The organism is Acidimicrobiia bacterium, assembly GCA_029210695.1.
Classification (GTDB): domain Bacteria; phylum Actinomycetota; class Acidimicrobiia; order Spongiisociales; family JAHEDJ01; genus JAHEDJ01.
Window position 1 is genome coordinate 18,124 of sequence record JARGFH010000016.1, and the last position, 13,156, is coordinate 31,279.

The window sequence follows — 13,156 nt, forward strand, 5'->3', positions numbered from 1 at the left end:
CTTCTGGGGCTACGGCGCGCCGGGCGAATCCACCGGCAAGTCGAACCGAATGACTGCATAGGCCAGCAACGCCGAGCCACCGGCGGGGAGTTCGCCTGGAAGGCCATCGCGACGAAAGGCGCCGAGCCGCTCGGCGAAAAAGCCCTGCGCACGCTCATGGGAACGCTCGACAGCCTCCCCAACCACGGAACCTGCCTCGTCGAGTTGCCCGGCCCTGACTAGATATTCGATGAGGCTCAGCTCTGTCACGTGGCCAATCAGGGAGGTGGGATTGGGGAGGCCACCATCGAGGAGGCGCCGCATGGATTCGATCCACGGCAAGGCTGCACCCTCGATCGTTTCGACGATGTCGGCGGTGGCATCCGGTCGGATGGTGGAGTCCACCAGGTTCCACTCGAGCCACCGGGGAGGGTCGAGCAGATGCCCCAGATGACGTCGTGCCACTTCGTCCCCGGTCGCCAGGGGTTGCCCGATCTCCTTCCGCCACTTGCCGATCGTGCGGTCGCCGAGGTGGATTTGAACCCAGAGGCCGACGAGTTCTCCCGCTACGTTCAGCCGGTTTGACACGAACTCCACCCTGGCGGAGATGTCACCATCCCGACGGCTCAAGTGAGGCCCGCTCCTGGCGTAGCGCCAACCCGATCCGGAGAAATGGCCTGCTACCGCGTCGACCACCGACATGAACACGGCTCTCGGGGTCTCGACCCCGGGCCGACGGGGCGCAAACCGGCCGATGGCCTTGTCCTGGGCGATCTGCCGGATCAGCTCGTCGGTCGTCTCCGCCGTCCGGCGACCAGCGTTACCCGGTTTGCGCTTTCCCGGCCATGGCATCTCCCAAGCATAGGAAACGCGCCGGATTCCGACGGTCGCCCTGTCGAGGCACGGTCGTTTAGCTCTCGCGACCGGAGGCAGTCGTAGCGTTCCACGGAGCATCGCCTGACAGGTCGCTTCGATACGCGGTTGGACCTATTCTGTTGCGAGGGAGGAATCGTGACTTTCCAGACAGAATTCAAGAGCCCGCTGCATCAGACCGTCTCTACGACGAAGACCGACTTCTGGAACGACTCCTGTTCGATCTCCGAACTCACCTACGCGATCGAGCACGGGGCAGTAGGTGCGACGAGCAACCCGACGATCGTCGAGCAGGTGCTCCGGCTGGAACGGGACCTTTGGAACGACCGAATCCACCACGTGATTGCCGAGAATCCTTCGTGGACCGATGAAGACGTGATGTGGAAGATCTTCGAGGAGATCGGCGTCAAAGGCGCCGAACTGCTCCTTCCGGTTTTCGAATGGGAAGAAGGCAAGAAGGGCCGATTGTCGATTCAGACCAATCCGTCCAACTATCGGAACGTCGATCGAATGGTCGAACAGGCAGTTCACTTCGCCTCGCTTGCCCCCAATGTCCAGGTGAAGCTGCCGGTGACGAGCCAGGGTATCGTCGCGATCGAGGAAGCGACCTACCGGGGCGTGAACGTCAATGCGACGGTCAGTTTCACGGTACCGCAGGCAATCGCGGTCGGTGAAGCTGTGGATCGGGGCCTGGCGCGTCGCCAAGCAGAGGGTCTGCCCACAAACGACATGACTCCCGTGTGCACGATCATGGTGGGACGAACCGACGACTGGATGCAGGTCGTGACCAAGCGGGACGGCATCATCGTGAACCCTTCGTATCTTCCCTGGGCAGGGGTGGCGGTCTTCAAAAAGGCCTACGGCATCTTCCAGCAGCGCGGGTTTGGGGCCCGGTTGCTGGCCGCCGCCTACCGGCACCACCTGCACTGGTCCGAGTTCATAGGAGCCGATGCAATTCTGACGATTCCTTCGGGATGGCAAAAGCTGTTCAACGCTTCGCAGGTCGAAGTTCGTGAGCGGATGCAGATACCCGTGGATCCGAAGATCGTTGCCGAACTGAGCGATCGGATCCCGGACTTCCGCAGGGCATACGAGCCGGATGGCATGACCGAGATCGAATTCGACACTTATGGAGCCACGGTCAGAACACTGCGCGGCTTCATCGCTTCGTACCACGAGTTGATCAGAGTGATTCGTGAGGACTACATGCTCCCGAATCCGGATGTGAAGTAGACCCGGGAGGCCGGCGCCGATCCCAGCAGGCGGATCGGCGTTTCGAAGTCTCGGTGCAGCCGCGATCGAGCACGAACCGCCGCGAAAAGACCTGGTTCCGGCAAGCCAAACCAACTTCACGTCGTTGCAATCGATTGCCGGACTAGCCTCTCGATGGCAGATTCACCAAGCCCGGAGGAACGCCCGCATGACAAACGAGCTCGGCTTCGCCCCGTCGGAAGACCCATTCGTCGTCCAGCACGGCGGCTTCTACCGGCGCTGGCTATCGATGATCGACGACCTCGACGAGTTGCAGACCACGGTGGCAACGCTCAAAGGCACCACCCAGGATCTCTGGGTACCGGTGTGGCGGGAGGCCGGCCTCAGACACGAACAAGAGGGCGACCGGCAGGAACTCCTCGGTGACTACCAACGAGCGCGCAAGGAGTTCCTCCAGGCCAAGACCTACTACGCGATCGGGAGGTTTCCCGCAGAGATAACAGACGTCAAACGAACAATCAGCGATGACTGTGCCCGCGCATATCGCAAGGCCTGTGCCCATCTCGACCCGCCACTCGAGGTAGTGGAGGTGCCCCATCAGGGCGCGACAATCCGATCGCACTTTCGGGCTCCCGCCGAAGCCTCCGGCAACCAGCCGGTGCCGGCCGTGCTAATCATGTGTGGAGCAGACGTATTCAAGGAGGACCGCGGCTGGGCCGGCGACATGGCTCTCGACCAGGGCATGGCCTCACTGGTTATGGATGCGCCGGGAACCGGCGAGAACCCCTTCCCGTGGGCCCCCGAGTCGGTGTCTGCCTGGGAAGCAGCGCTGGACTGGCTGGCGGATCGGCCCGAAGTGGACGCAGATCGCATCGGGGCCTTCGGTATCTCACGCGGCGGATATTCGGTGATGCAGTTGGCCGGAGTTGCACCAACCAAGGTCAAAGCCGTGGCGGCCAACGCTGGTCACCCTTTCGGGTATCGCATGAGCGACGAGGAACTTGATGTGTTCGTCGACCACGCCAATCAGCGTGCTTCATGGCAATTCGGTGAGCCCGGGGGTCCCGGATTCTTCCCCTCCACCTCGCGCGAAGAAGAACGGGAGAAGTTCGCCACATGGGCCCTGTCGGAGCAAGGCATCCTCGAGAACATAACTATGCCCGTGCTCATGATCAACGGCAAGCATGATCACCTGGCGCCGATCGGCAACATCTACTTCATGTTCGAGAACGGCCCCGTGACGGGCAAGGAGGCTCGCATCTACGCTGACGCCGGCCACTGCGCCTTCAAGTACTTCGACGATTGGGCGCCGGCCACCTTCCGGTGGCTGGCCGACAAGCTCGGGGGCGGGCAGCCTTCTTGACATCGCCGCCGATAGCACCGTCATCGGTGCGTCTATTGGCGCAACCGCTTTGATGGCCGGTGTGGTGCTGGTCGTCTCCGGCGTCGCGCTGACCGCCGGTCAGTCACCCGTCTTCCGTTAATCAGCCAACACTTCTGCAACAGACGGCGGCAATGAGGAATCCGGCGGAGGACTGAAACTGATCAGGATGTGGTCGGCACCTGCCGCCCGGTAGGCCGCCACGCGCTCAACCGTTTCAGAAAGGTCGCCGGAGAATCTGAACTGCACCGACACTTCGATCTCGCCCGGGTCGCGCCCGATCTCCGCGCACGATTCGACGAGCAAGGCTTTCCGGTTCCGGAAGAGGTCCAGATCGTTGGTGTAGTCGGGGAAATTCCATTGGTCGGCCCATTTGGCCGCCAGCGGGATGGTCCGGCGGGGGCCTGTCCCCCCTATCACAAAGGGCGGGCGCGGGGTTTGGATCGGTTTGGGCTCGAAGACCGCCCCGGTGATCGTTCGATAGGTTCCCTCGAAACTGAACACCTCCTCGGTCATCAGGCCATGCAGAATCGCGAACGTTTCGTCGAGCAGTTCGAAGCGCTCCGATATTGGAGGGAGGTCAATTCCAAACGCCCGATGCTCCCCTTCGTGCCAACCGGCGCCCACGCCGATCTCGACCCTGCCGCCGGACATGCGGTCCAGGGTCACCGCTTGCTTGGCGAGAACTGCTGGATGGCGGAACGTATTGGCGCTCAACATCGCTCCGAAGCGAATTCGCTGTGTGACCGCCGCCAATCCGCCGAAAAGGGTCCACGAGTCCATGATCGGTGAAGCCGGGTCAGATTTGGGCGGATGCAGATGATCGTTGAGCCACACTGCGTCCCAGAATCCGCCCTGATCCGCTTCGACCCAGACGTCACGGAGCTGCGCCCAATCTGCATCCTGCGACCAGACTTTGAACGAGTACCGCACCCTAGGACCCGCTTCCTCACGTTCCATCGGACGGATTCCCGCTACTTCAGGTACCGATCCAGGTAGCCCAGCACATGGGTAATGGCTTCGTGCTGGACGTCGTTGACTTCGTAATCGCCGCCGGCGCCGCGCTTTGGATAGACGTAGCCATGGAGGTCGTGGTCGTACGAAACCCAATCGACCTCTTTGCCGGCCTCGACAAGCAGGTCGTAGTTGAGACGGAATATCCCTTGCAGTTCGTCCGTCTCACGCCCCATCACAAGAATGGGGGTTTGGATACCTGAGATCCGCTCCATAGCAAGTGGATAATCGATCCTGCGACGTACCTTCTCGACCTCCGTCATCATCATCGACTCAATGTTCCGCAGCTGCGTGTCCTCATTGACGAACGCCGTGTCGTCGGGAGTCAGGGCCAGATACTCATGCGACGCGGGCTCGCTGGCGACGGCCACCGCCGCTCCGTGGTACTCGGAAGCGAGCTTCATCACCATCTCGCCCCCATGGCTCATGCCGATCAGCCCCACCCGGTCCGGGTCGACATAGGGAAGAGTCTTGACGTATTCGATGATGGCGATCTCGTCCTCATATTCGAGCGGTGAGCGATTGAACAGCTCCCGACCCTGCCGCATGTCGCGAATCAGTGGTCCACCGTTGTGGTAGCCGAGCTCGACTTCAGTCCGATACCGCAGCCACGCGCAGGCGTAACCGGCCTCAACCAGCCGATCCATGATGTAGCCCCGGTTGGCTATTGCGTCGCGGATCCAAGGCATCCCCTCTCCACCGTTGCCGGATGCCAGTAGAACGACGGGAAATGGTCCATCGCCGTCGGGCCTTCGCATGCCGATCGGCGCATAGAGGCCGTCCCAGACCTCGATGTACATCAGATCGCATTCGGCGCCGGCGATCGTCTCGGTTACAACCACGCGTTCAGAATCCACCAGATTCTCCTTCTTGCCTATCGACTACCGGGACGCCATGAGACTCCCGGTCGGGCTTTGCGAGCTTACCGGCGAGGACAGATCCGAGCACCCGCCCCGGCCCAATCATCCCGACGAAACCCCAACTGAGTCGAGGAAGGGTCGCACCTCGACGGCTTTGCCGTTGAGTCGACTCGACTCGATGGCAGTGTGGACGATGGCGAGTGCTCGAATGGCGTCGTCCACCTGTACCTCGACGATTGCCTGTCCCCGGGCTGCGCGTGCGAACTCCTCGAGTTGCTCGCGGAACATGTCGGTTGCGGGAAGGTCGACCGGAGTGCGTTCCTGCTGCCCGTATGCCTGCGAAACCAGACTCGACCAGGCATCCGCCTCGTGAGCATCATCCCAATGCGAGAAGTCGAGGTCATACATCAGGTTCTGCCGGCTCCCCTGCAACCGGATCTGATAGATCCCGGGAGAGGCCCAACCGCAACCTAGATAGCCGAGAGCTCCAGACTCGAACTCCAGGATCGCCATCGTGGTGTCCGGCACCTCGGCACTGGTGTACAACTTCCGCGTGTGGGCAGACACAGCCGCAACCGGGCCGAGCAAGTACTGGAGGTTGTCGGCGTGATGAACTCCCAGTTGGATCAGCGGGCCCCCAGGTGTCTTCGACAGGTACCAACGCCAGGTCTCCGGCGTGAGTTCGAGCCCGCGTTCGTTGGAGAAGTTCGCCTCGACCATCGAAACGCCACCGACCGTGCCGTCTTCGATCCACCGTTTCATAACCCGACTACCGGCCAGGCGTCGAGCACTGTGCCCGACCGCGAAGACGCCACCGGTTTGATCAACGACCTTCTTGATGGCCAGGGCATCTTCGAGCGTCTGGGCGATCGGTTTGTCGGTATATACGGCTTTGCCCGCTTCGAGTGCCCTGATGATCAGGTCCTTGTGAGTGTCATTGGGAGTCGTGATGACAACGCCCTCGACGTCGGGGTCGCTCAACAGCTCCTCGTAGGAGGCGGCCGACTTGGGTACACCGTATTCTTCCTGAAAGGCGGTACGGCTGTCCTTGGATCGCGAGAAGCACGAATACAGCTCGACTAAATCGCCTCGTTGGGCACCGCGCGCCAGCACCCTGGCCCAACGACCAAGACCAACGGATGCAAGCCGAACCTTGTCACTCATCGTTCCTCCATATCCGCTTCGGATCTCGAGATCGTCACAAACACCCGTTCCTCGATCGTCGATACGAACCCCAATATCACTTGACGCCGCAATTTCCCCCATTATGGTCATTTCGTGCAATCGATTGCACACCGTCAGGCGTAGCCAAACGATCTACGCCCGCTGAGGAGGAAGAATGCCCACTCGCAACCGTGGCTCCCGCAAAGCTCGAGGATGGTTCGCGCTACTCATCGTCTTTGCGTTGGTCGTAGCCGCCTGTTCATCGAGCGACGACAGCTCGGACACGACAACACCCGGCGCAACGGATACAACTGCCGCTGGAGGAGGAGACCCCTCCGATGTCCAGAACCCCGGTGTATTCGTTCATGCTGCCGATGATGAGCCAACTACGCTCGATCCGGCTCAGGTCGAACCGGGCGAAGGCGGGGAGACGATGATCCTCCAGGTTTACGAGCGACTCCTCGAGATTGCTCCGGTCGGACCGGACCTCGTCCCGTCGATATCTACGGAAGTACCGACGCTGGACAACGGCCTCATCTCGGCAGACGGTCTGACGTTCACCTTCCCAATCCGACAGGACGTTGTCTTTCACGACGGCAGCCCGCTCACGGCCCAAGATGTCAAGTACTCGTGGGATCGGGTCATGACGATGGACCTTCCCGAGTCGGCCGCCGACTTGCTCAACGACACCGTCGTTGAGACGAGAGTCGTTGACGAGTTCACCTTCGAGGTGGTTCTCCAAGAACGGAGTGCTTCATTCCTGCGTGCCGTCGTGACATCAATGGTCGCCTCGGTCGTCAGCGAGGACGCGGTCGAGGCCAACGGCGGGATCGTGGCGGGCGAACCGAACGAGTTCATGTCCACGAACATGGTCGGAACCGGACCCTACAAGTTCGTCGTATGGAACCGGAACGAAAACCTCCAGTTCGAGATCTTCGAGGATTATTGGGGCACACCGGCCAACCTCGACTTGCGGGTTGAGATCGGATCTGATCCGGATGTGCGGGTTCTCGGCTTGCGCGCCGGCAACTTCGACATGATCGAGACCGACCCCTCGTTCATCGGCGACCTGGAGGGCGCCGACGGTGTTGTCATCTACAGCGGAGGCCTTCTGCTCGAGCCGATTCACATCGGTTTCAATCTCAACATGCCGGAGGATGAGCTTCCGGACGAGGACACGATCTCCGGTGACTTCTTCAACGATCCGAGGATTCGTCAAGCGTTCAACTATGCCTACGACTACAACGCCTTCCTAGAGGGAGCTCTTGGCGGATTCGGGGACTTCAACCCCCACTACATTCCAATCGGCGTGTTCGGATATGACCCGACGGCACCGTTGTACGACAAGCAGGATCTGGCCAAGGCCGAGGAACTCTTCCGCGCTGCGGGAGTGTGGGACGAAGGCTTCACGGTTTCGGTCATTACCGAGGAGGCCAACCTCTTCGAGACTGCTGCCCTGGTGCTGAAGGACTCCATCGAGGGCCTCAATCCGAACTTCACGATCCGGGTACTGGCCGTCGCAGAAGCCCAATTCGACGATGCCCACGCATCCGACCCCGTGCCCTACGCAATGTGGGTCAAGAACGCCGACCCGTTCGCTGATCCAGATGCCTACCTGCAGGCGTACGCTCACCCGGATGGCGAGTGGGGTGTGGTTCACGGCTTCCGCAATGGCTACCAGGACCCTGATCGGATCGCCGAACTCATCGACGAAGGCGCCCAGGAACTCGACGCTGACCGGCGAGCGGAAATCTACGCCGAGCTCCAGAGACTCCTCTACGAGGACCCGATGTGGCTCATCACTGCCCAAGAGGGTATTGCGAACGCTCATCGAGATTGGGTGGAAGGATTCGTCCTCAACCCGCTCTGGCCGCGTCCAAACGTCAAGTTCGCGCTTTTCGACAAGTAGACGAGGAAAAAGAGGGGACGCCGGCCGTGCGGCCGGCGTCCCCCAACAAACAGCCTGCTCCTGAATAGATCGACGTTGCCTGCAAACGACCTCCACAAGGACTGAAGACTCATGCAGATCAAGGACTACGTTCTCAGGAGGTTGATGATCCTCCCGATCCTCGTAATCGGCACTTCGATCATCGTCTTCACTCTCACCCGGGTCGGCGGCTCTCCAATCGGGATCTACCTCTCTCATGAGATGAGTCCCGCCGAGGTGGTGGAAATCGAGGAACGATTCCATCTCGACGAGCCACTCCCGGTGCAGTACGTCTATTGGGCACGAGGCGTCTTAGCCGGCGACCTGGGATGGTCCGGAGTCGCGGCGGCACCCGTCACACAGGTTTTCCCACAGAAGCTGGCCGCTTCGATGGAACTGGCGATCGCCTCGGCCATCGTGGCGGTGACACTGGGAATTGGCCTCGGGACATTCGCCGGGGCCAGGCGAAATCGGCTTCCCGATCACGTCACCCGTGTTGTATCTATCAGCGGCGCCAGCATGCCCTTGTTCTGGTTCGCCATCCTGTTGCTGATCGTATTCTGGGTGTACCTCGGTTGGTTCCCGATTGGGCGCAGTGACCCCGATATCTTCGGCCGCATTCAGCACCCCACCGGGCTGTACACGGTAGATGCGATCATCGCCGGTGACTTTGGCGCTCTGCGTGATGCGGTCTGGCACCTCGTGCTGCCCGCCATCTCGATCGGCTACGGGGCGACGGCGATCATCGCCCGGATGATGCGCTCGTCACTCATAGAAGAGCTTCAGGAGGATTACGTGGACGCAGCTCGGGCGAAGGGACTCCCCGAGCGCCTAGTCCTGCGGCGTCACGCTCGCCGGAATGCTCTGATCCCGACTGTGACCGTGATCGGACTCAGCTTCGGTTTCCTACTGCAGGGCACAGTGGTCGCCGAGATCATTTTCCGCTGGCCCGGCCTGGGGCGTTGGATGGCAGACGCGGTTCTTCGTGGGGACCAGGCCACGATCATGGCGTATGTCATGTTCACCAGCATCCTCTTCTTGTTCGTGAATCTCATAGTGGACGTTGTCTACGCATATCTCGACCGCCGAGTGGTATTGGGGGCCTGACCATGGTTGATATTTCAACTCCAGCGCCCGCCGTGGTGACCGAGTCAGCGGCCAGGGCTCGACTTCGTCGGGCCGGCGAGATCGCCAAGAACGTCGTGTCGAACCCGACCACCGTGGCCGGAATCATCATGATCGTGGCAATGTTATCGATGGCACTGCTGGCGCCGCTGATCACCGAACCGAACACCCCCGACGCGTATCAAATGCCCCGCGACTGGAGCGCCCTGAACGCGCCACCCGGCACCCCCGGCCATCCCCTGGGCACAACGAACACTGGAGGAGATGTCTATTACGGAATCGTATGGGGAGCGAGAACCTCGCTGCGCCTGTCCATCATCGTTGTGGCTATCACTGCCGCGGTAGGCGTCACCGTCGGAAGCATCGCCGGTTTCCGCGGGGGTCGTTTCGACGAGGTCCTCATGAGGATCGTCGATGTGTTTCTCTCCATTCCGGAACTCATCTTCGCCCTTGCCATCGCCGCGGTGCTTGGACCCTCGTTCCGCAACATCATCCTCGCCCTGGCCGTCGTGTTCTGGGTGAAGTACGCCCGGATCATGCGCGCCCAAGTCATTCATGTGAAACAGAACGAGTATGTAGACGCGGCACGCGTCATCGGCGACTCACGACTGCGCATCTATTTCAAAGACGTCTTTCCAAACTCAATTACCCCGGTGATAGTGCAGGCCACACTCGACATGGGCCACATCGTGCTGGTCGGGGCAACCCTCAGCTTCATCGGCTTGGCCGAAGCCGGGCTCGCCGAATGGGGTGTTCTCGTCTCGGAGGGGCAAGTGGGTATATCGGCCGGGCGCTGGTGGGCTTCGACCTTTCCCGGCCTGATGGTGTTCATTTGGGCATTGGCCTTCAACCTCGTGGGCGATGGCCTACGCGACGTGCTTGATCCGCGAACGGAGACGAGCCGATGACCATGGCCGAATCGAATGAGCAAACGGTGGCGGTACGGCACCCCAACGCCGTCGCCTCTGTCGAGGATCTACGCGTCCACTTCCGCTCGAAGGCCGGGACGGTGCACGCCGTCGACGGCGTTTCATTCGACATCCTCGATGGAGAGACCCTGGGCCTGGTCGGCGAAACCGGCTGCGGGAAGTCCGTGACGGCCCGCTCCTTCCTCCGTCTCGTGCCGATGCCACCCGGCATGCACGTCGGGGGATTCGTTCTCTTCCACCCGAAGGAACCCTGCGAGGCTTGCGCCGGTCACGGGTGTGACGTTTGTGACCAATCCGGGAGAACGCCCGTTGCCTGCCCGAATTGCGCCGGGGCGGGCTGCGGCTTGTGTGAAGGAAGTGGCCGCGAAACCCTCGACCTCATGTCGATCCCGGAAGACCGCCTGCGCGAAATCCGCGGCAACCGGATCGCAATGATCTTCCAAGATCCGGCCAAAGCTCTCAACCCGGCACTCTCGATAGGCGACCAGATCGCCGAGGTGTTCTACGAGCATCGCCCTGCCGAGATTCTCGATCTCGCCGGATTCGATCAGACGGCGACGGGACCACTGCTTCAACGTAGCGCCAAATACAGATCGCGGATGCCAGAGCGAATCGCCCTTGGGCTGCCACCACTTCGTGGCAAACGCAACCGCATCCGCCGGGCCGTCGGCGAGATGGTGGCCGAAGCACTCGCCGAAACACAGATCGCCAATCCGTTGAAGGTCATGGAGCGCTACCCGCACGAACTCTCTGGAGGAATGCGACAGCGGGTCATGATCGCCCAAGCGCTGGCCTGCAACCCGGACCTGCTCATCGCCGACGAGCCCACTACGGCTCTCGACGTGACCGTCCAGGCACGAATTCTCGAACTCGTGCGCGAACTCCAGCAACGGCGCCGCGCCGCGGTCCTTTACATCAGTCACGACCTCGCACTGGTCAAGCGGGTGAGCGATCGGGTCGCCGTCATGTACGCCGGGCGGATCGTCGAGGTCGGCCCAACCGAGCAGATCTTCCGGGATCCGCTGCATCCCTATACCCGAGGTCTCCTCAACGCCATTCCGTCGGTCGATCATGAGCGCGGCCGATTGGTCGTGATCGAGGGCACCGTTCCAGAGCTCATCGACCCGGAGCCGGCCTGTCGATTTGCCGGTAGATGTCCACACGCAGCCGAGGTGTGTCTGGCTCAGGATCCACGGTTGTCAGATGTCGACGTTTCGCATCCGGTCGCCTGCTTCGTCCATCACCAGCCGTCTGGTGTGGCCCTCGCGATGCCATCTTTCTCTAAGGACAATTGATGACAATCTCCACTCGAACTGCAGGACCAATCGAAGCTTCGACACCTGGTGAGATCGTTCTCGGTGTCCGCAACCTCCAGAAACACTTCCCAATCAAGGAGGGCGCCCTCCAGCGGGTCGTCGGAAGCGTCAAGGCGGTGGATGGGATCAACTTCGATCTTCGCAGGGGCGAGACGCTCGGCCTGGTGGGTGAGAGCGGTTGTGGCAAGACCACCCTCGGACGCTGCGTGGCCGGTCTGACAGATCCAACGGGAGGCGGTGTCTACTTCGACCTGACTGAGAACGAACGCGACCGGATCAACGCGCTTATGGCAGTCACAGAAGATCGCCAAACCGACGAACAGCGGGCCGAACTGGAGGAGATAGCCAGAGTGCATCGCGTCGACCGTCTGGACGGCGACAACTGGAAACGCTACCGACGCAACTGTCAGGTCGTGTTCCAAGACTCTTTCTCGTCGCTCAACCCGCGCCAATTCGTCAAAGACATCGTCGGCCGACCACTCAAAGTCCACCGCGAGGCATCCGGGCGCGACTTGACCGACCGTGTCGTTGCCCTGCTCGAGCAGGTCGGCCTCGGAAGCCAGCACCTCTACCGATATCCGCACCAGTTCTCGGGTGGTCAGCGGCAGCGCATATCTATTGCTCGTGCGCTGGCCCTCGATCCGGCACTCCTGATCCTCGACGAACCGACGAGCGCCCTCGACGTTTCGGTACAGGCTCAGATCCTCAATCTGCTGCACGAACTCCAACAGAAGCTCGGACTCACCTACTTGTTCATAACTCACGACCTGTCTGTGGTCCGTCACATGGCCGACCGGATCGTGGTCATGTATCTGGGGAAGGAAGCCGAGGCCGCTAACACCAGCGACCTGTTCGAGCACCCGAACCACCCGTACACGGCGGCGTTGTTGGCGGCCAGCCCGGATGTCAATCAAGCCACCGACATACCAATGCGCCCGCTGGAAGGTTCAGTTCCAGATCCGGCGCGCCCACCGCAGGGGTGCCGGTTCCACACCAGGTGCCCGGTTGCCACTCCGGTTTGCGGGTGGGAACTCGACGATGTCGTACGCTGGCTCCAGGATGAGGAAGGCATGTTCGATCGCCTTCAAGGGGTTGAGCGACTCGACGAGTTCGGCGGATCATTCGAGTTCGAAGACGACAAGTCGGCGACTGCACTGGCAGACGGCCTGCGCTCCGATCGGGTCCCGGCTGCCCTGACGGCCGCACTCGAGCACCTGGAAGTGGACGAGCGCTTCGTTCGGCTCCGCTTCAGCCCGGTAGAGGAGGTCGTTCTCACGCGGCGCGGGCCGGGCCATGAGGCCGCTTGTGTCTTCGACGCCTTGCCCGACGAGATCAAGGGTTGAATCCCGCGGTCGGAACCGCTGAATCGGGAGCGG

The 13,156-nt window shown here is 61.4% G+C and carries 11 protein-coding genes; 7 read left to right on the plus strand and 4 right to left on the minus strand.

Features of this window, described 5'->3' with window-relative positions; translation table 11 throughout:
• Positions 1–9 precede the first annotated feature (9 nt).
• Positions 10–831, minus strand: coding sequence for a hypothetical protein (locus P1T08_07005; protein MDF1595828.1), 822 nt, complete (start codon positions 829–831; stop codon positions 10–12).
• Between the two features lie 159 nt (positions 832–990).
• Here P1T08_07005 and P1T08_07010 point away from each other — a divergent pair, with 159 nt between their 5' ends.
• Both P1T08_07010 and P1T08_07015 read left to right on the plus strand, forming a co-directional pair.
• Positions 991–2,085: a transaldolase family protein gene (locus P1T08_07010; protein ID MDF1595829.1), complete on the plus strand. Its 1,095-nt coding sequence runs from the start codon at positions 991–993 to the stop codon at positions 2,083–2,085.
• Between the two features lie 187 nt (positions 2,086–2,272).
• The gene (locus P1T08_07015) at positions 2,273–3,427 is read left to right on the plus strand and encodes an alpha/beta hydrolase (GenBank protein MDF1595830.1); all 1,155 of its coding nucleotides are present in this window, start codon (positions 2,273–2,275) and stop codon (positions 3,425–3,427) included.
• Between the two features lie 117 nt (positions 3,428–3,544).
• Here the strand turns inward: P1T08_07015 and P1T08_07020 are convergent, their stop codons facing one another.
• The 3 genes from P1T08_07020 to P1T08_07030 form a co-directional block, all read right to left on the minus strand.
• Complete coding sequence (locus P1T08_07020; GenBank protein ID MDF1595831.1) at positions 3,545–4,405, minus strand: TIGR03560 family F420-dependent LLM class oxidoreductase; 861 nt, start codon at positions 4,403–4,405, stop codon at positions 3,545–3,547.
• 14 nt (positions 4,406–4,419) lie between these two features.
• Positions 4,420–5,316 carry a dienelactone hydrolase family protein gene (locus P1T08_07025; GenBank protein MDF1595832.1) on the minus strand — a complete coding sequence of 299 codons (897 nt, stop codon included), beginning with the start codon at positions 5,314–5,316 and terminating at the stop codon, positions 4,420–4,422.
• A gap of 105 nt (positions 5,317–5,421) precedes the next feature.
• The gene (locus P1T08_07030) at positions 5,422–6,483 is read right to left on the minus strand and encodes a Gfo/Idh/MocA family oxidoreductase (protein MDF1595833.1); all 1,062 of its coding nucleotides are present in this window, start codon (positions 6,481–6,483) and stop codon (positions 5,422–5,424) included.
• Positions 6,484–6,658: 175 nt separating this feature from the next.
• Between P1T08_07030 and P1T08_07035 the strand changes: the two genes are divergently transcribed.
• From P1T08_07035 to P1T08_07055, 5 genes are all read left to right on the plus strand, one after another.
• Entirely contained in the window at positions 6,659–8,392 is a 1,734-nt protein-coding gene (locus P1T08_07035; protein ID MDF1595834.1) for an ABC transporter substrate-binding protein, read from the plus strand.
• A gap of 111 nt (positions 8,393–8,503) precedes the next feature.
• Positions 8,504–9,517: an ABC transporter permease gene (locus tag P1T08_07040; protein MDF1595835.1), complete on the plus strand. Its 1,014-nt coding sequence runs from the start codon at positions 8,504–8,506 to the stop codon at positions 9,515–9,517.
• A 35-nt stretch (positions 9,518–9,552) separates the two neighbouring features.
• Positions 9,553–10,443, plus strand: a complete 891-nt coding sequence (locus tag P1T08_07045; protein ID MDF1595836.1) for an ABC transporter permease — start codon at positions 9,553–9,555, stop codon at positions 10,441–10,443.
• Positions 10,440–11,759 (plus strand): ATP-binding cassette domain-containing protein, encoded by a 1,320-nt coding sequence (locus P1T08_07050; protein MDF1595837.1) that lies wholly within the window; start codon positions 10,440–10,442, stop codon positions 11,757–11,759. Before P1T08_07045 ends, P1T08_07050 begins: the two co-directional genes overlap by 4 nt.
• Positions 11,759–13,123: an ABC transporter ATP-binding protein gene (locus P1T08_07055; GenBank protein ID MDF1595838.1), complete on the plus strand. Its 1,365-nt coding sequence runs from the start codon at positions 11,759–11,761 to the stop codon at positions 13,121–13,123. The genes P1T08_07050 and P1T08_07055 overlap by 1 nt, the downstream gene beginning before the upstream one ends.
• Positions 13,124–13,156: the final 33 nt, after the last annotated feature.